Source organism: Collinsella sp. LCP21S3_C7 (assembly GCF_052118485.1).
In the GTDB taxonomy this organism is placed as follows: Bacteria; Actinomycetota; Coriobacteriia; order Coriobacteriales; family Coriobacteriaceae; genus Collinsella.
On the sequence record NZ_JBQKHC010000011.1, the window covers coordinates 21,268 to 39,482 of the forward strand.

The window sequence follows — 18,215 nt, forward strand, 5'->3', positions numbered from 1 at the left end:
TTGCGATGGACTTTTCGCCGGCGGACCTGTTCCGCTCAACCAAAACCGGCTCTCGCAGCAGCCTGGACCGCGTCAACAAGCAGATTTCCGCATCGCGCGGAACGTTTCGCCAAAAGGTGCACGTCGGCGTGCTGTTGGCGACTGTGGCGCTCGTCACCTATGGCGCCATTATTATCTGGTCCGCCTCGCAGTTTAAAGCCGACGCCTCGTTCTCGCGTCACCTACTGGGTATCGGTATTGGCGCGGTGCTGGCGGTGCTCGTCTGGCGCACCGACCTGCGCGGCATTTCCAACTTTTCGACGGCCCTGCTCGTCATCGATCTCATCGTGATCTTCTCGCCTAAGATTCCGGGCCTGTCCTACACGGGCGGCTTGGGAATGACGGGTTGGATCAAGATTCCCGGTATCGGTTTAACATTCCAGCCCGTTGAGCTTGCCAAGCTCATCACCATCTTCTTTATGGCCACGCTTGGCTCGCAGTACAACGGGCGCATCGATACCGCTCGCGACTACATTAAGCTCTGCGGCATGCTGTCCGTTCCGTTTTTGGCCGTCGTCGCCATGGGCGATTTGGGCTCGGGTCTGGTCGTGCTGGTGTCGGGCGCCATCGTCATCTGCATGAGCGGTGCGCGCCGCGAATGGGTGCTGTCGACTTTGGCTCTGCTCGTGGGTTTGGTGGCGCTCGTCCTGGCGCTCGATTCGGTCTTCGATTCGCTGCTCGGCCACGATGTGCTCATTAAGCAGTACCAGATGAATCGTCTGACGGTCTTTATCGACCCCGACAACGCCGATTCGGACGATGCGTATAACCTGCAGCAGTCGTTGATCGCGGTCGGCTCGGGCGGTTTCTTTGGTAAGGGCCTGGGGCATGCGACGCAGTCGGCCGGCGGCTTCCTGCCCGAGTTCCATACCGACTTCGTCTTCGCCTTTTTGTCAGAGACGTTCGGCTTCTGCGGTTCCTTTTTGTTGCTGTGCCTGTACGTACTGCTCATCTTCTCGACGATTCGCGTCGCCTTTAAGTGCGAGTCTCTGTTTCTACGCTTGTCATGCGTGGGTATTGTCGGCATGTGGGCATTTCAGACGTTCGAGAACATCGGCATGTGCATTGGCATGATGCCGATTACCGGTATTCCGCTGCCGTTCATTAGCTTTGGTTCGTCCTCGATGATGATTCAGTTGTTGACGGTGGGTATCGTACAATCCATATGGCGGCATCGTTCGGGCGCCGCGTAACCGCTGGAGGGGTTTGCCATGAAGATTCCCGTGGAAAAGCTGACTCGCGCTTTTAAAATGGGCGCGACCACCAAGAGGGATTCCGATACGCCGGTGCGCGTTTCGGTCTACCTGGATTCGACCGCCTCGCGTTTTTTGGTCGAGACGGTGCGCGATGCCTTTGTGCCGCAGACGACCTCGGGCATTGTCCGCGTTGAGCGTCTGGGGGAGGAGCGTATCGTCCCCAAGACCGATACCGACGTGGTGCTGGTGCTTTCGTGCGGATCTGAGCGCCTTGAGAGCGCCGTGCAGGAGCTCGTCATTGCCGGCGCGCCCGTGTGCGTGCTGGCCGAGTCCGCTGTCGAGGTGCCTTTTATCCAGGAGTCCACGCCCATGCTCGGCGTGGTAGCGGCCACCGATAAGACGTATCTGCTCGAGACACTCGCCCGCTGGATCCTGGACCGTACGGAAAAGGAGACGGCCTTTGCGGCGAACTTTGCCTTTATGCGCATCGCCGCCGCCAACCGCATCATCACCTCGTGCGCGCTTACCAATATGGCGACGGGCGCGCTGGTGTTTTTGCCGGGGGCCGATTATCCCGTTATGGCGCTGGCGCAGGTTGGCATGCTCTTTGAGCTTGCGGCTATCTTTGGGCGCGGCATTAAGCCCGAGCGCGGCTACGAGGTCGCGGGCGTGCTTGCCGGCGGCTTGGTAATGCGCGCCGTCACTCGCGCCCTGGTAAAGCAGACGCCGCATATTGGGTTTGCCGTCAAGGCACTCTCCGCCGCCGCGGGCACCTATGTCATGGGTCGTGCGCTCGTGTCTCTCTACGAGCGCGATATCGACTACAGCCGTGCCAACGAGGTGGTTGCCGCCACGTTCTCGCGCGTCCGCGACCTGGTGACCACGGTTGCCGGCGCTACCCGTCCCATGAATCCTTTTGAGGATGCATCCGATCTCGCTGCTTAGGGGTTTCTTTTGCGCGTTCCATACCAAGACTGTTTTCATTTGATTGAGCCGCTGCTCGCGAAGGTCGAAAAGCCGAGTCGCTATATCGACCACGAGTGGGGTACGCTCTCCAAGGCCGATGCCGACTATCGTTGCTGCATGATTTACCCGGACGTGTACGAGGTCGGCCTGCCCAACCAGGGTATCGCCATCCTGTACAATATCCTTAACCAGGCCGAGGGCATCTCCTGTGAGCGCGGTTATGTGCCGTGGCCCGATATGGGCGATGCCATGCGCGAGGCCGGTATCCCGCTGCTGTCGCTCGAGGGCGCAGCGCCCGTGGCCTCGTTTGATATCGTCGGTATGCACGTGCCGCACGAGATGGCCGTGACAAACTTTCTCGAGGCGCTCGACCTCGCCGGCATTCCGCTGCTGGCTGCTGACCGCACCGAGGACGATCCCATCGTCGTCGCCGGCGGACCTTCGGTTTATAACCCCGAGCCGTATGCGGCCTTCTTCGATGCCATCCTGATTGGCGAGGGTGAGGAGTCGCTGCTCGAGATCTGCCAGTTGCATCGCCGCCTGCGTGACGAGGGCGTCCCGCGCGCCCAGATTGTCGAGCGGCTCGCGACCGTCTCCGGTACCTACGTGCCGTCGCTGTACGAGGTGCGCTATGACGAACCCTGCTCACCGCACGGCTACACCGTGCCGTGTGAGGGTAAGGACGTGCCGCCGGTGGTCTACAAGCGCGTCGTCGAGGACTTTGGCGCTACCAATCCATTGTCGCAGTCGTGCGTGCCCTATGCGCAGCTCGTTCACGATCGCCTGTCTATCGAGATCCTGCGCGGCTGCGCTCGCGGTTGCCGTTTTTGCCAGGCCGGCATGACGTATCGCCCGGTGCGCGAGCGTTCGGCCGACCAGATTGTGTCCTCGGTGATCCAGGGTTTGCAGAAGACCGGCTATGACGAGGTGTCGCTTACCTCGCTTTCGACCACCGACCACTCCTGCATCCGCGACGTGCTTGGCAGGCTCAACCGCCGCTTGGAGGATACGGGCATTCGCGTGTCCATTCCCTCGCAGCGCCTGGATTCGTTTGGCGTGGATATGGCCGAGTCGGTCGCCGGCGAAAAGAAGGGCGGCCTGACGTTTGCCCCCGAGGCCGGCAGTCAGCGTATGCGCGACATCATCAACAAGAACGTGACCGAGGAGGACGTGGACCGCGCGGCCAAGGCGGCCTTCGAGGCCGGCTGGAACCGCATGAAGCTCTACTTTATGATGGGTCTTCCCGGTGAGCGCGATGAGGATATCGTGGCCATCGCCAACCTGGCCGACCATGTGCTCGAGCTCGGCCGCTCCGTGGTGCCCAAGGCGCGCCGCGGCTCCATCTCGGTGTCCATCTCGGTGTCGGTGTTTATTCCCAAGGCCGCCACGCCTTTCCAATGGTGCCCGCAGCTCGATTACGACGACGTCAAACGCCGTCAGAAGCTCCTCATTACGAGTGTTCGCAACCGTGCAGTCCGCGTGCACTACCACGATGCCGAGACCTCGCTTATCGAGGCGGCGCTGTCTCGTGCAGGCCGCGACATGACGCCTGTCATCATCGATGCCTGGCGTGCCGGTTCGCGTTTTGACGCCTGGGTGGAGCATTTCTCGCTCGATAACTGGAAGGAGGCCGCGGCCAAAAACGGCATCGACCTCAACGAGCTCGTGCACCTGCCCTACGAGCTGGACTGGCACCTGCCCTGGGAGCACGTGAGCCCCGGCTGCTCGCGTGGCTTCCTCGAGCGCGAGTACCGTCGCTCGCTGGAGGGTGTCACGACGCCCGACTGCACCCGCACGTCGTGCACCGGCTGCGGAATCTGCCCCACGCTCCACGCCAAGAACGTATTGGTGGGTGATCGCGCATGAGTGAGCGCTTGACCGACAACCCCACGCTCTTTAGGCTGCGCGTTCGCTACGGCAAGCGCGACCGCCTTAAGTACCTGGGCCATTTGGAACTAATCCATACCATTGAGCGTATCGTGCGTCGCGCGGGCCTGCCCTATGCTGTGACGCAGGGCTTCTCGCCGCACATGCGCGTGGGTTTTTCCTCGGCGCTGCCCGTGGGCACGTCGTCGACCTGCGAGTGGTATGACCTGTTTATGACCGAGTTCGTCGCGCTCGACGAGGCCTTTGGGCGCCTGGCCGCGGCATCTCCGGCCGATTTGGCGCCCATCGAGGCCGCCTACATCGACGTGCGCACGCCGGCGCTCACGGCGCAGCTCACGCGCCTGTCGTATCGTATCGACTTGCATCTGGACCCTGAGTCGCCCGTGAGCGCCGATGAGGTGCGCGGCGCGATTGACACGTTGCGTGCGGCCCACGGCATCGATTATGCGCGCGGCAAAAAGAGCAAGCGCCTGGACTTGGACCATACGCTCGTGGGCTACGAGCTTAAGGCGGGGGAGCGCCCGGACCATCTGGTGCTCATACTCGACACCCATGCCGACAACGAGGGCTCCATGCGTCCGGAAATTTTGCTTTCTGCTGCTGATGTTTTGTTGCAGGGCTTGACCCCGGGCGTCGATGCACCTATTGTTTCCACCGGTATGCAAGACCTCGTGACCATCTGCTCCTACGATGTCGAGCGTCAGAATCAAGCATGCGAAGACGACGAGGGCCGACTCGTCAGCCCCATACCTGTGCGAACTTGTGGATTTGCTCCACATACTCGTTGACGGGGGTATTATCGCCTGCTACTATATTCGGCTGTTGCACTAACTGATGCATGAAGGGCAAGTAAACATGTACGCAATCGTTAACACGGGCGGCAAGCAGTACAAGGTCGCCACCGACGATGTCATCACCGTCGAGAAGATCGAGGGCAATGAGGGCGACAAGGTCACCCTGCCGGTCATCTTCCTCAACGATGGTAAGAAGATCGTCACCGATCCCGACAAGCTGGCCAAGGCCAAGGTTACCGCTCAGATCGTTGAGCAGTTCAAGGGCGAGAAGCAGCTGGTCTTCAAGTTCCACAAGCGTAAGCGCTATCGTCGTCTGAAGGGTCACCGTCAGCAGCTCACCAAGCTGAAGATCGTGAAGGTTCAGGCTACCTCCCGCGCCAAGAAGGCTGTCAAGGCAGAGGCTGAGGCTGTTGCCGAGGCTCCCGTCGCCGAGTAGATTACACTCGTAACGAAAGAGTAGGTATACACAATGGCACACAAAAAAGGACTCGGTTCCTCCCGTAATGGCCGTGACTCCCGCGGTCAGCGCCTTGGCACGAAGCGCTTCGCCGGCCAGACGGTAACCACGGGCACGATTCTCGTCCGTCAGCATGGCACGCACATCCACCCGGGTGCGAACGTTGGCCGTGGCAAGGACGACACGCTGTTCGCGCTGGTCGACGGTACCGTTGAGTTCCACAAGGGTATCAAGCACAGGGTCAGCGTACGCCCGCTCGAGAACGCGTAATTCACCCTTCATAGAGCACATATGTGGGAGGCACTTGAGTTTTAGGATTCAAGGGTCTCCCTCTTTTTTGTAGGAGGCGATTCTGTTGTCACAGTTCACCGATATCAGCCGCATTAACGTTTGTGGCGGCGACGGCGGAGCCGGATGCATGTCGTTTAGGCGCGAGGCATTTGTTCCCAAGGGCGGCCCCGATGGCGGCGACGGCGGTCGTGGCGGCAATGTCGTCATCCAGGCCGATGCTCAGCTGTCTTCGCTGATCGATTACCGCTTTAAGCATCACTTCCGTGCCGAGCGCGGCACGCACGGCCAGGGTGCCCGTCGCAATGGCAAGAGCGGCGAGGACCTGATTTTGAAAGTTCCCATGGGCACCGTAGTCCGCGAGCTCGATCCCGAAACGCAGACCCCGATGTTCGAGATTGCCGACCTGGTGCACGATGGCGAGCGCGTTGTCGTGGCGCCCGGTGGGGCCGGCGGTCTGGGCAACACCCACTTTGTGACGTCGGTGCGCCGCGCGCCCGCGTTTGCCCAGCTGGGTGAGCCAGCCGAGGAGCACTGGATCGAGCTCGAGATGAAACTTATGGCCGATGCCGCGCTCGTGGGCTTTCCCTCGGTGGGCAAGTCCTCGCTCATCGCGCGTATGAGCGCCGCCCGTCCTAAGATTGCCGACTACCCGTTTACCACGCTCGTGCCCAATCTGGGCATGGTGCGTGCCGGCGAATATTCTTACGTCGTTGCCGACGTCCCCGGTCTCATCGAGGGTGCGAGTGAAGGCAAGGGCCTGGGTCACCAGTTCCTGCGCCATATTGAGCGCACTGCTTTGATCATGCACGTTGTCGATATGACGGGCGGTTTTGAGGATCGCGACCCGGTCGAGGACTATCGCATCATTAACCGTGAGCTCGAGCAGTATGGTGCCGAGCTCTCGGAGCGCCCGCAGATCGTCGTCGCCAACAAGTGCGATGCGCCGGGCACGGCCGACAAGATTGCCGACCTTAAGCGCGCGGCGCTCGACGACGGCCACATGTTTTTTGCCGTTTCCGCCGTTACGGGTGCCGGCCTCAACACGCTGATGCTTGCCGTGGGCGAGCAGGTGGCTAAGCTCCGCGCGGAGCTTGCGGTCTCTGATGAGCCGGTCGATCTGCGCGACGAGGAGTGGGAGCGTCGCCGTCTGCAGCGCGAGAAGCGCTTCCGCATTGTTGAGGAAGAGCCCGGTGCTTTCCGCGTGGTTGGTCGCGCGATCGAGCGCATGGTCATCCAAACCGACTGGGAAAACGAGGAAGCCGTCATCTACCTGCAGCATAAGTTTGCGCGCATGGGCGTTGACGACGCGCTCGAGAAGGCCGGCTGCCGTGCCGGCGACGAGGTTCGCATTTGCCAGCGCGCGTTTGACTTTGAGGGCGCCGAGGATTTCTCGGAATACGAGGACGAGCTCGAGGATGCAGGCGTTGAGGTTATTGACGTAGCGGCCGAGGGTGCGGACGTGGCTAATGTCGCCGAGGGCTCCGAAGGCGCTACCGAAGTCGACGTTATTGAGACCCCGGAGGGCGAGTAAGCCATGTCGCTGCGCGGTGGAATCGGATTGCCTGAGCTTCCCATCAAGGATGGGCACGAGTTTCGGCTTGGCATTATGGGCGGCACCTTTGACCCGATTCATTACGGGCACTTGGTGACTGCCGAGCAGGCTCGCGAGTCGCTCGACTTGGACGCTGTGCTTTTTATGCCGGCCGGCTCTCCTGCCTTTAAGCTCGACAAACCGGTGACGCCTGCTGAGGACCGTTATGCCATGACGGTCCTCGCGACTGCCGCGAACCCGGCCTTTTTGGCAAGCCGCTTCGAGATCGATCGTGCCGGTGTCACCTATACAGCCGATACGCTGCGTGCCCTTCGCGAGTTTTACCCGCCACAGGTGAAGCTTTACTTTATTACGGGTGCCGATGCGATTATTGATATTGTGACCTGGCACAATGCTCACGAGATTGCCGAACTGGCAACCTTTATCGCTGCGACACGCCCCGGCTTTGACATCGATACGGCCCGGTCGAGGATTAAGGAATCGGGGCTGCCCTTCGATGTGCGCTATATTCAGATTCCGGCGCTGGCGATTAGCTCGACCAACATTCGCAAGCGGGTTGCCCGCGGCATGAGCGTGCGCTATCTTACGAGCGAGTCCGTGCTCGGCTATATCCGTAAACGCGGCCTGTATGCCGATCTTGGGCAAGACGATTTTGATTAACGGGGGGAAACGTTGTCGGTAGAAGATCAGTTTGAGGGCGACGAGCGCGCGCTCTTGACGCGTATCCACGAGTTGCTCGATGTGCGCATGAAGGATAAGCGTAAGCGCTACGTGCATTCGCTCGGGGTTGCCGAGACGGCGCTGTACCTAGCCGAGGTATACGGTGTCGACCGCTTTGATGCCGCTGCCGCCGGCCTGATCCATGACTGGGACAAAGTGCTCTCCGACGACGAGCTGGTCACGCGCGCTCTGCATTATGGCATTAAGATTGCCGGCTCTCCGTCTGCCGCGACGCCGCTTTTGCATGGCCCGGTTGCCGCCTATGAGCTTCCGCAGCTTTTTCCCGAGCTGTCGCCGGCGGTCTTTCAGGCTGTCGACCGTCACACCGTGGGCGCTTGCGACATGACGCCACTCGATATGGTGGTCTTTGTGGCCGATGCCATCGAACCCAACCGCCACGGCGATTATGCCCATGCGCTGCGCAAGATGGTGGGGAAGTCCTCGCTCGACGAGTTGTTCTTCTCCTGTTTTGCGCAGGGTCTGGTCTATGTGATCCAGTCCGGGCGCTATCTTTATCCCACGGCTATTACGATTTACAACCATTACGCCCAGCTGCGCTAGTTCGGGCTGTCTAGAAAGAGGTATTCCATGGCCGATGAGACCATGACTGACGAGCAGATTCTTGAAGGTGAGGAGCACAAGAGTTTCGTGGCCACGTCCGACCGCACTGCCGCGACGCTCTCCGCCAGCGGTGTCGCCGCCGAGGATGTCGCCCGCGCTGCCGCGCAGGCCGCCTACGACAAGAAAGGCGAGGGCGTTCAGGTGCTCGACCTGACTGAGCTTTCCGATGTGTGCGACTACTTTGTCCTTGCTACCGGCACCAACAACCGCCAGGTTGATTCCATCGTCGACGAGATTGAGGAGAAAGTCGCCGAGGCTTGCGGCGAGCACCCGTTTTCCATTGAGGGCCGCGAGCAGAAGACCTGGATGCTCATGGACTACGGTTCGGTTGTCGTCCACGTCTTCACTCCCGAGGCGCGTGAGTTCTACCGCCTCGAAAAGCTCTGGGGCGACGCTCCCCAGCTCTCCCTGGACCTCCTCTAGTAGCTCATTTGGGACGGGGCTTTTTTAGCTACCCTCAAGTATTTCGCCGGGCAGTCGCGTTTTTCCGCGGCCGCCCGGCTTTCTTTTTGCCCAAAAGTAGCTAATTTGGGACGGGGCTTTTTTAGCTACTACCTACCGTTCGCCGAACATCGCGATTTATAGCTCCCAGTACGTTTTTTTCTACTCTGGCTCGGGTAACGTAATTGTCATCTGTAGAGGAGGGGATGCGTATGACTCGGACTGCGCGAGAAATCTCTGTATATGGTTTTTACCATGTCGTCCAAAAGGGATGTGCCGACCAACTCATATTTGAGGATGACGAAGATCGGCTCTATCTGATTCGGCTGATTGCTTCGAAATGCCAGAAGTTTAAAGTGGATGTCATCGCGTGGTGCCTTATGGATAACCATATTCATCTTCTGCTTGACGACGAGCATGTTCATCTGAGCGATTGCATGCATTCGATTACGACGGCGTATGCCATGTATTTCAACTCAAAGACAGGCAGGAAGGGGCCTGTTTTCCAGGATCGATTTAAGAGTGTGCCGATCCTCGATGATGATCAGCTGCTCAACTGCGTGAGATACATTCACGACAATCCCGCGAAGGCGAGGATTGGGACCGCTTCGCTGTATCGATGGAGCAGCTTTCGCGAGTATATGGGATATCCGGGTATCTGCAAAACGGATTGCGTTCTCGGGCTGCTCGGTGACTCTCAGAGATTTTTTGCCTTCAGCACCTCGGGTGAGCCCAATCGCTATTGCTTCCGTGACGGCGCTCATGTGAGCGACACAGATGCGCTGGAGTTTGCGCAGGCGCTTCTTAAGCCGTACGAGCCTCATCACCTTAAGGCTTTGCCAAAGGGGGCGCGCGATGCCTGCATTCGTACTTTGAAGAGCGAGGGCTTTTCGATTAAACAGATCGTTCGCCTTACGGGCATTGGACACTGCACCATACAAAAGGTCAAAGTCAAAAAATAGCTCATTTTGGACGAGGTCTGTGTTGCGACCGCGTCAGGTATGGGTTGGGTAGCTAATTTGGGACGGGGCTATTTTAGCTAACCCTACAAATCGGTTGAGTTTTATTCCGGCCCCGGGTAATTCGCTGCCAGCTGAAGGGTAGCTAAAAAAGCCCCGTCCCAAATTGACTACTTAGTGGGAGGAGAAGCGTGATTGGCGGCCGAAGGATAGGGCGGTGTCGCCGAACTTGTCTCGGACCGCGTCGATGGCGACGGAGAGGTCACGGCGGCCGCTGGATTGGGCTCCGCGGTCGTCGACTTCGCAAAACAGGTCGGTCTGTATGCCGCCTTGATGATTGAAGTCACTCATGCCTATGCCGGCAAGGCGTACATGCATTCCTTCCTGCCAGATGTTGTCGAGCAACTCGATCGCTACCGCCACAAAGATGTTCTCGTCGTCGGTGGGATGGGGGAGTCGTCGCTGTGCCGAGCGACCGCTGCCGTACGAGTACTTAAGTTTGAGCGTCACCGTGGCGCCGGTAAGCCCCTGGCGGCGCAGGCGACGTCCGACGGATTCGCCCAATAATGCAATCGCCGCTTCGATGTCCCCGCGCTCGGTCAAATCTTTCGCAAAGGTGCGCTCATTGCTTACCGACTTGACCTCACGCTCTTCATCGAGGCTCGTGACTTCGGAAACCTCGAGCCCCAACGCACGCTGGCGCATGCGCTCGCCGTTAACGCCAAAAATCGCAGACAGCGTGGATTCCGGTGCGCGCGACAGCTCGCCCAGCGTGTAAATCCGCATGCGGCGCAGCCGCTCCTCGGCCGAGCGCCCGATACCGCTCATGGCAGAAACAGGTAACGGTGCCAGAAAACGCTGCTCAGTTCCCGGGCGTACGACCGTAAGCCCAAACGGCTTGTCTCGCTCGCTTGCAATCTTGGCCACCGTTTTGTTGCAACCGACGCCGATGGAGCAGGTCAACCCCAGTGCCGCCACGCGATCGCTGATGCGTCGTACGACGAGCAGTGGGTCCTCGGGCGCAAAGCGGCCCGGCGTGATGTCGATAAAGGCCTCGTCAATGGACACGCGCTCAACGCGTGGTGTCTCGTCGGCAAGAATATTCATGACCTGTGCGCTGACCTCGTGGTAGCGATCGAAATGCCCGTGTGTCCAAATGGCCTGCGGACATAGGCGACGCGCCTCGGCCGAGGGCATGGCGGAGTGCACGCCAAAGCGGCGTGCCTCGTATGAGCAGGTGGAGACGACGCCGCGCGATTCGGCGTCTCCGCCAACGATAAGCGGCTTGCCGCGCCACTCGGGATGATCGAGCATCTCCACGCTCGCAAAAAACGCATCGAGATCCATCAGACCCACCGCCGGACCCGTCCAGGGCGGCGGCGTGACGCCCGCAGTATCCTCATAACCGTATGTATGTTCGCATCTTTTCATGGCATGAGTATACCGCGCAGCTCATGTGGGGTGCGTGGATGTGCTTGCAAATCGCGAATTCTTGTCTAAGATATGGATTTGCCTTCGACTACACCGAAGAAGTTGGTCTCACGGACTTCACCTGCCCGCGTCGATGGCGTATTATGTTCAACTGTTTGTTTGTAGTTGCAGCCTAAAGCTGCTTGGTTGGAGGAGTTTCCTTTGGCAGTCAAGATTCGCCTTGCTCGTCACGGCGCTAAGAAGCGTCCGTACTACCGTGTCGTCGTCGCCGATTCCCGCGCCCCGCGTGACGGTCGTATCATCGAGGAGGTTGGCCGCTACAATCCGATGACCGCCCCCAAGACCATCAACCTCGATCTCGAGAAGATTGCTGACTGGCAGTCCAAGGGCGCTCAGCTCACCGACGCTGTCGCTGCCCTGGTCAAGGCCGCCAACGAGGGCGAGAAGACCGAGACCGTCGTCAAGAAGTCCAAGAAGCAGCTCGCCAAAGAGGCCGAGGCCGCTAAGGCTGCCGCTGAGGCCGCTGAGGCCGCTGAGGGCGCCGAGGAGTAAATCGTGCCTGAGGTTGACGCTGCACAGCTCGAGGGTGAGGCAATGCTCTCAGATCGCATCGCCGATCTCGTCGAATATCTCGTTGTTCAGATCGTCGACGACCCGGATTCCGTGAGCCTGGAAGTTATCGATGGCGACGATGCCTCAACTATTGAGGTTTCGGTCGCCGAGGATGACGTAGCTAAGGTCATTGGCCGTCGCGGCCGTACCATCAAGGCCATTCGCACGCTCGCCCGTGCACTGGCCGCTCGCCTCGACACTTCCGTCGAGGTAGAGGTTCTGGGCTAGGACCTTGAGGTCCCAGTACAAAAACATCGCCCGTGTGGTTAAGCCGCATGGAAGGAAGGGGGAGGTCCTCGCGCAGCCGCTGCGGGGGCTTCCTTCTGTATTGGAGCCGGGTATGCGTGTCGCCCTGACGCCACCGGCGCTCAAGCGTGACCGCTTTTGCACGGTTACATCCGTTACCGATACGGGCGATGGCGATATGGTTTCGTTTGAGGGCATTGACGACTTGACGGCCGCCGAGGGCATCACGGGTTGTTTCGTTCTGGCGAACCGTGATGACTTTGAGCTCGATTCGCTTGACGCTGCCTATACCGACCTTATGGGTCGCGAGGTGGTTGACGAGCGCTTTGGGTCGCTCGGAACGATCGTTGAGATTATGTCGACGCCCGCCAACGACGTTTGGGTTGTCGAGGGTGATTGGTACGGCGAGGTGCTGATTCCCGTGATCGAGCAAGTTGTGCTCGATCTTCCCGATCGGGGAGCAATATCCGTCCACGTTATGGACGGCTTGATCGATATGGACAAGTAGGGAGGACAACATGCTGATCGAGACCCTTTCGGTCTTTCCCGAGATGTTTGAGCCCGTCATGTCCACATCGATTTTGGGCCGTGCCCGCAAGGCCGGCCTTTTTGATTTTAAGGCGTATGACCTGCGCGACTGGACGCACGACCGCCATCGTACCGTCGATGACGAGCCGTACGGCGGCGGGCAGGGCATGCTCATGAAGGTCGAGCCTATTGCCGAGGCAATCGAGGCCATTAGCTCTGAGGGCCCCAAGCCCACCGTGGTGTTCTTTACGCCTTGCGGTGAGCCTTTTACGCAGCATGTAGCCGAGCGCCTGCTCCAAAGCGAGCGCCTGCTGTTTGTGTGCAGCCGCTACGAGGGTGTCGATGAGCGCGCGTATGCCTATGCCGACGAGCGCCTGTCGATCGGCGACTATGTGCTCACGGGCGGCGAGCTGCCTGCTATGGTTGTTGCTGACGCTGTCGTGCGTCTGATTCCCGGCGCGCTTGGTGACGAGATGAGCAACGTTGACGAATCATTCTCGACCGCCGAGGACGGTGGGCTGCTCGAGTACGCGCAGTACACCCGTCCTGCCGAGTTTAACGGCGAGGGCGTGCCTCCCGTGCTTGTAAGTGGTGACCACGCCAAGGTTGACGCTTGGCGCCGCAAGAACGCCATCGAGCGCACCTGTCGCTGGCGTCCCGACTTAATTGAGACGGCGCGGCTTACGCCTAAGGAACGCGCGTATGCGCAAGAGATTTTGGACGCTTCGTATTCGCAGAGCGAGGAGTGAGAATGGTTCCGTCGCAGCATTCCATGCTAAAGGGTGCGTTTGAGTGGGTCGTGATCGTCGCAATCGCGCTCGTGGCCACCTTCTTGATTCGCACCTTTGTGGTCGAACCCTTTGTGGTACCCACCGGTTCCATGGAGTCCACGATTGAGATTGGTGACCAGATCCTGGCGCAAAAGGTGACGCTTGAGCTCGGTCAGCCGGTCAGCCAAGGCGATATCGTGGTGTTTCACAACCCCGATGGCACCTCTGAGCACGATGTTCTCGTCAAGCGGGTCATCGCTACGGCCGGCCAGACGGTCAACCTGCAGGACGGCAAGGTGGTCGTTGACGGCCAAGCGCTCGACGAGGACTATACGACGGGCATGAGCTGGCCACTGTCGGTCCAGGCGCCTGGTGCTCAGGTGAGCTATCCCTACATCGTCCCTGACGGGTGCGTGTGGGTGATGGGCGACAACCGCGAGAACTCAGCCGACTCACGCTACTTTGGCCCGGTCGACCGTTCGGACCTGATCGCCGTGGCGCTCGTGCGTTACTGGCCGCTCAACCGTCTGGGCGCTATCGACTAAAAACCGCTATAGTACAGTACCTAACCGTGTAATCGTTTCGACGAGGGGATATTAGAGGCATGAACGCTTCATCGCTTTCCTTCCAAGACATCATCCTGCGCCTCCAGCAGTACTGGGGCGAGCAGGGCTGCGTCATTATGCAGCCCTATGACTCCGAGGTCGGTGCCGGTACCTTCCATACCGCGACCACGCTGCGCTCGCTCGGTCCTGCCGAGTGGCGCACCTGCTATGCGCAGCCCTGCCGCCGTCCCGCCGACGGCCGCTACGGCGAGAACCCCAACCGCATGCAGCACTACTATCAGTTCCAGGTGCTCATCAAGCCCTCGCCGGTCAACGCTCAGGAGCTTTACCTGGGGTCTCTTGCCGCCATTGGCCTGGACCCCAACGACCATGACGTCCGCTTTGTCGAGGACGACTGGGAGAGCCCGACGCTCGGCGCCTGGGGCCTTGGCTGGGAGGTCTGGCTCAATGGCATGGAGGTCACGCAGTTTACGTACTTCCAGCAGGTGGGCGGCATCGAGGTCGACCCCGTGCCCGTCGAGATCACCTATGGCCTGGAGCGCATCGCCATGTACGCCCAGGGTGTCAACTCCGTCTACGACCTGGTGTGGAGCTATCTGCCCGACGGCACGCCCATGACCTACGGTGACGTGTTCCTGGAGAACGAGCGCGAGTTTAGCGCCTACAATTTTGAGGTCGCTAACGTCGAGATGATGCGTCAGAAGTTTGACGACTACGAGGCCGAGTGCCACTCCTGTCTGGAGCGCAAGCTGCCGCTGCCCGCATACGACTGCGTCATGAAGTGCAGCCATGCCTTCAACCTGCTCGATGCCCGCGGCGCCCTGTCCGCAGTCGAGCGCGCCAACTACATCCTGCGCGTCCGCGCCGTCGCCAAGGCGTGCTGCGAGGCCTATATGGCCGAGGTCGCCGGAGTTAACGAGAATGCCGACCAGGAAGGCGAGGTGGCGTAAGCCATGGCAGACGCTAAGGATTTCCTGTTTGAGATCGGTACGGAGGAAATGCCCTCCGCACCGCTGAACAATGCCGTCAAGCAGCTTGGCGATATGATCGCCAAGGGCCTCGACGAGGCCGGCCTGGCCCATGGCGAGGTCCGCGTGATCTCGAGCCCGCGTCGTCTGGCTGCGCTCGTGGCCAACGTCGCCACCGCGACCGATGAGGTCCACGAGGTCAAGCGCGGCCCTGCGGCAAACATTGCCTTCGATGCCGACGGCAACGCCACCAAGGCCGCTCAGGGCTTCGCCCGCAAGTGCGGTGTGGCTGCCGAGGACCTGATCCGTCGTGAGGATACCGACGGCCGCGAGTACGTGTTCGCCGAGAAGAACATTCCCTCCGTGCCGGCTACCCCTATTCTGACGGCCCTGTGCGAGAAGACGATCGCAGGCCTGCAGTGGCCCAACTACCGCAGCCAGCGCTGGGGCCACGAGCACGCTACGTTTGTGCGTCCGGTCCGTTGGATCTGCTGCCTTCTGGGCGAGGACGTTGTGCCCGTGACGTTTGCCGATGTGACGAGCGGCAATACCACGCGCGGACATCGCGTGCTGGGCGCCGGTGACCATGTTGTCGCCAGCCCCGCCGTCTACGAGCAGGTGCTCGAGGACGCCGGCGTGCTCTCTGCCGAGCGTCGTCGTGAGGCCATCCTTACCGGTATTGCCGAGGTCGAGGCCGCTCGACCTGGCTGCCATGTCGATACGCCCAAGAAGGTCTTCGAGGAGGTCATTAACCTCTGCGAGTGGCCGACGGTGCTCGTCGGTACCTTCGACGAGGAGTTCCTCAAGGTCCCGCACGAGATCATCTGCGAGTCCATGCTCACCAACCAGCGCTACTTCCCGATCTATGACGGCGAGGGCAAGCTCACGCGTGAGTTCGTGGTCGTCTCCAACAGCAAGCCCGAGAATGCCGAGCGTGTGATCGACGGCAACGAGCGCGTCGTGCGCGCCCGTCTGGACGATGCCAAGTTCTTCTACGAGGAGGACCTGAAGATCTCCCTCGACGAGTTCCGTGAGCGTCTGGCCAAGGTTGCCTTCCAGGAGAAGCTCGGCAGCGTGCTCGCCAAGTCCGAGCGCATTGAGCAGCTCGCGCTCGCTATTGCCCGCGAGGCCCATCTGGGCGCCCACCTCGCTGCCGATGCCGCTCGCGCCGCGCACCTGTGCAAGGCCGACCTGGTTTCCAACGCCGTCGTCGAGTTTACGAGCCAGCAGGGTGTGATGGGTGGCTATTACGCGACTGCGATGGGGGAGAACGACGAGGTCGCCCACGCCATTCGCGATCACTATCGTCCCCGCTTTGCCGGCGATGAGCTGCCCGAGGGCACCGCTGGCTGCATCGTGGCCTGTGCCGACAAGCTCGATACCATTGCCGGTATCTTTGCCATCGGCGAGCCCCCGACCGGCTCTTCCGACCCGTACGCGCTGCGTCGCGCCGCTATCGGCATTATCAACATCCTGCGCGATCGTCTGCCGATCGACCCCACGACGCTCATCGACTTTGCCCTTGAGCTCTATAGCGAGCAGGGCATCGAGTTCGACGCCGCCGAGGTCGCCCAGCAGGTCCGTGACTTCTTCCACGGCCGTCTGGTGAGCATGGCCCGCGACGAGAAGATTCCGGCGGATACCGTCGCCGCCGTCTCCGCGGTGCACATCATCGCTCCGTCCGTCTTCTTCGCCCGCTGCGCCGCGCTCGACGAGGCTCGTAAGAACGATGCCGAGACCTTCGACAACCTGGCTACTGCCTATGCCCGCGCCGCGCACATCTCCAAGCCCGAGCTGGGTATGGAGTACGATCGCAGCCTGATGGGTGAGGCCGAGCTCGCGCTCGCCGATGCCTCCGAGGCTGCTCAGATCGCTGTCGATGGCGCCCTTGCTGCCGAGGATTACCCGGCCGCATTTGCCGCCCTTGCCGCCCTGCGTGCCCCCATCGACCGCTTCTTCGACGAGGTTATGGTCATGGACAAGGACGAGCAGCTCCGCGATAATCGCCTTAAGCTGCTCAACCGCTTCGAGGCCGTTTTCTCTGGCATCGCCAACATCGGTGAGCTTGCCCGCAAAAAGTAAGCCAGCCTGCGCATAAGCGCAAAAGGAGCCCCGCATGGATTGCCCGGTCACCGCTCGTCCCACCGTTATCGTTATCTCCGACTCGCTCGGTGATACCGCTTGTGAGGTGGTGCTTGCGGCGTCCGGGCAATTTGATGAAGGGGCTTTTCGTCTCTTGCGCTTGCCCAAAGTGAACTCGGTGGAGCAGGTCAAGTCGTTTGTGGGCCCGCGCGTCGATGCGGACCATCGTGATATCGCCGTGTTCCACACTATCGTCGATCCGGCGCTTCGCGCCCGCGTGCTCGATTACCTGGGTATGCTGCATATTCGCTCTGTCGACCTGATCGGTCCGACCCTTGCCGTGCTGTCGTCGCTCATCGGTGTGCCGCCCAAGGGCGTTGCGGGCGTTATTCACAAAACGGATGACCGCTATTTCCACCGCATTGAGGCTATGGAGTATTTCGTTGAGCACGATGACGGGCGCGGTTGCGACGACCTTTCGGGGGCCGATATCGTGCTGCTGGGCGTGTCGCGTACGTCCAAAACGCCGCTGTCGATGTATTTGGCCTATCAGGGTTACAAGGTCGCAAACGTTCCGCTGGCGCACGGCATGGAGCCGCCGAAGTCGATTTACGAGGTCGACCCGATGCGCCTGTTCGGCCTGATTTCGACCGTTGACGTTATTTCTGAGATTCGCGACAGCCGCTTGGGCGATGACTACGCCCGCGCCGTCGCCGGCTCCTATGCCGAGCCCGAGAGTGTGCGCAGCGAGCTTGAGGAAGCCCGTGCCCTCATGAAGCGCCTAGGCTGCTTTGTGGTGCGTACCGACGGTAAGGCGATTGAGGAGAGTGCATCCGAGATCATCGGTCATTTGGAGGAAATCCAAGAAGCTCGAGCCCGTCGTGCCGCTCGCCGCGCTCAACAAAAGTAGCTAATTTGGGACGGGGCTTTTTTAGCTACCCCGGCTGAGGCCGCGAGCTTTTTGGCCGATTGCCGACGGGGTAGCTAAAAAAGCCCCGTCCCAAATTAGCTATTTATGGTAAAGCGATTTAGCAAAGTTCTTTTAGTTAACCTGCAAGTCTCGTACACTGGTATCTTCATAAGGTAACC

At 60.3% G+C, this 18,215-nt stretch carries 20 protein-coding genes; 19 read left to right on the forward strand and 1 reads right to left on the reverse strand.

Features of this window, described 5'->3' with window-relative positions; all coding sequences use genetic code 11:
* The first annotated feature begins 5 nt into the window (after positions 1–5).
* From ACTQ1E_RS05550 to ACTQ1E_RS05600, 11 genes are all read left to right on the forward strand, one after another.
* Positions 6–1,232 carry an FtsW/RodA/SpoVE family cell cycle protein gene (locus ACTQ1E_RS05550; protein ID WP_154516190.1) on the forward strand — a complete coding sequence of 409 codons (1,227 nt, stop codon included), beginning with the start codon at positions 6–8 and terminating at the stop codon, positions 1,230–1,232.
* Positions 1,233–1,250: 18 nt separating this feature from the next.
* Positions 1,251–2,180 carry a YcjF family protein gene (locus ACTQ1E_RS05555; protein ID WP_441016849.1) on the forward strand — a complete coding sequence of 310 codons (930 nt, stop codon included), beginning with the start codon at positions 1,251–1,253 and terminating at the stop codon, positions 2,178–2,180.
* A gap of 9 nt (positions 2,181–2,189) precedes the next feature.
* Complete coding sequence (locus ACTQ1E_RS05560; protein WP_441565205.1) at positions 2,190–4,067, forward strand: TIGR03960 family B12-binding radical SAM protein; 1,878 nt, start codon at positions 2,190–2,192, stop codon at positions 4,065–4,067.
* Positions 4,064–4,876: a TIGR03936 family radical SAM-associated protein gene (locus ACTQ1E_RS05565; RefSeq protein WP_441565207.1), complete on the forward strand. Its 813-nt coding sequence runs from the start codon at positions 4,064–4,066 to the stop codon at positions 4,874–4,876. The genes ACTQ1E_RS05560 and ACTQ1E_RS05565 overlap by 4 nt, the downstream gene beginning before the upstream one ends.
* A 67-nt stretch (positions 4,877–4,943) precedes the next feature.
* Complete coding sequence (rplU, locus tag ACTQ1E_RS05570; RefSeq protein WP_035138585.1) at positions 4,944–5,318, forward strand: 50S ribosomal protein L21; 375 nt, start codon at positions 4,944–4,946, stop codon at positions 5,316–5,318.
* Positions 5,319–5,351: 33 nt separating this feature from the next.
* Positions 5,352–5,609, forward strand: a complete 258-nt coding sequence (rpmA, locus tag ACTQ1E_RS05575) for a 50S ribosomal protein L27 (RefSeq protein WP_441565209.1) — start codon at positions 5,352–5,354, stop codon at positions 5,607–5,609.
* An 85-nt stretch (positions 5,610–5,694) separates the two neighbouring features.
* A complete protein-coding gene (obgE, locus tag ACTQ1E_RS05580) occupies positions 5,695–7,161 on the forward strand; it encodes a GTPase ObgE (RefSeq protein ID WP_441565211.1) in 1,467 nt (488 codons plus the stop codon).
* A 3-nt stretch (positions 7,162–7,164) separates the two neighbouring features.
* Positions 7,165–7,842 (forward strand): nicotinate-nucleotide adenylyltransferase, encoded by a 678-nt coding sequence (nadD, locus tag ACTQ1E_RS05585; protein ID WP_427718693.1) that lies wholly within the window; start codon positions 7,165–7,167, stop codon positions 7,840–7,842.
* Positions 7,843–7,929: 87 nt separating this feature from the next.
* Positions 7,930–8,463, forward strand: coding sequence for a bis(5'-nucleosyl)-tetraphosphatase (symmetrical) YqeK (yqeK, locus tag ACTQ1E_RS05590; protein ID WP_441565242.1), 534 nt, complete (start codon positions 7,930–7,932; stop codon positions 8,461–8,463).
* A 27-nt stretch (positions 8,464–8,490) separates the two neighbouring features.
* Complete coding sequence (gene rsfS, locus ACTQ1E_RS05595) at positions 8,491–8,946, forward strand: ribosome silencing factor (protein ID WP_441565213.1); 456 nt, start codon at positions 8,491–8,493, stop codon at positions 8,944–8,946.
* A 230-nt stretch (positions 8,947–9,176) separates the two neighbouring features.
* Complete coding sequence (locus ACTQ1E_RS05600) at positions 9,177–9,926, forward strand: transposase (protein WP_195838550.1); 750 nt, start codon at positions 9,177–9,179, stop codon at positions 9,924–9,926.
* Positions 9,927–10,097: 171 nt separating this feature from the next.
* On the opposite strand, the gene dinB is transcribed toward ACTQ1E_RS05600, so the two are convergent.
* Positions 10,098–11,354 (reverse strand): DNA polymerase IV, encoded by a 1,257-nt coding sequence (dinB, locus tag ACTQ1E_RS05605; RefSeq protein ID WP_441565215.1) that lies wholly within the window; start codon positions 11,352–11,354, stop codon positions 10,098–10,100.
* 201 nt (positions 11,355–11,555) lie between these two features.
* On the opposite strand from dinB, the gene rpsP reads away from it, so the two are divergent.
* From rpsP to ACTQ1E_RS05645, 8 genes are read left to right on the forward strand one after another with little or no spacing between them, the layout of a single operon-like run.
* On the forward strand, positions 11,556–11,906 hold the full coding sequence (rpsP, locus tag ACTQ1E_RS05610) for a 30S ribosomal protein S16 (RefSeq protein WP_427717582.1): 351 nt from the start codon (positions 11,556–11,558) through the stop codon (positions 11,904–11,906).
* A 42-nt stretch (positions 11,907–11,948) separates the two neighbouring features.
* Complete coding sequence (locus tag ACTQ1E_RS05615; RefSeq protein WP_154516529.1) at positions 11,949–12,194, forward strand: KH domain-containing protein; 246 nt, start codon at positions 11,949–11,951, stop codon at positions 12,192–12,194.
* Between the two features lie 34 nt (positions 12,195–12,228).
* Positions 12,229–12,720, forward strand: a complete 492-nt coding sequence (gene rimM, locus ACTQ1E_RS05620) for a ribosome maturation factor RimM (protein ID WP_441565244.1) — start codon at positions 12,229–12,231, stop codon at positions 12,718–12,720.
* Positions 12,721–12,730: 10 nt separating this feature from the next.
* On the forward strand, positions 12,731–13,489 hold the full coding sequence (trmD, locus tag ACTQ1E_RS05625) for a tRNA (guanosine(37)-N1)-methyltransferase TrmD (protein WP_441565217.1): 759 nt from the start codon (positions 12,731–12,733) through the stop codon (positions 13,487–13,489).
* Positions 13,490–13,491: 2 nt separating this feature from the next.
* Positions 13,492–14,055 carry a signal peptidase I gene (lepB, locus tag ACTQ1E_RS05630; protein ID WP_441565219.1) on the forward strand — a complete coding sequence of 188 codons (564 nt, stop codon included), beginning with the start codon at positions 13,492–13,494 and terminating at the stop codon, positions 14,053–14,055.
* A 59-nt stretch (positions 14,056–14,114) separates the two neighbouring features.
* Entirely contained in the window at positions 14,115–15,026 is a 912-nt protein-coding gene (locus ACTQ1E_RS05635; RefSeq protein ID WP_006236091.1) for a glycine--tRNA ligase subunit alpha, read from the forward strand.
* Between the two features lie 3 nt (positions 15,027–15,029).
* Positions 15,030–17,126: a glycine--tRNA ligase subunit beta gene (gene glyS / locus ACTQ1E_RS05640; RefSeq protein ID WP_441565221.1), complete on the forward strand. Its 2,097-nt coding sequence runs from the start codon at positions 15,030–15,032 to the stop codon at positions 17,124–17,126.
* A 34-nt stretch (positions 17,127–17,160) separates the two neighbouring features.
* Positions 17,161–18,036: a pyruvate, water dikinase regulatory protein gene (locus ACTQ1E_RS05645; RefSeq protein WP_154516238.1), complete on the forward strand. Its 876-nt coding sequence runs from the start codon at positions 17,161–17,163 to the stop codon at positions 18,034–18,036.
* Positions 18,037–18,215: the final 179 nt, after the last annotated feature.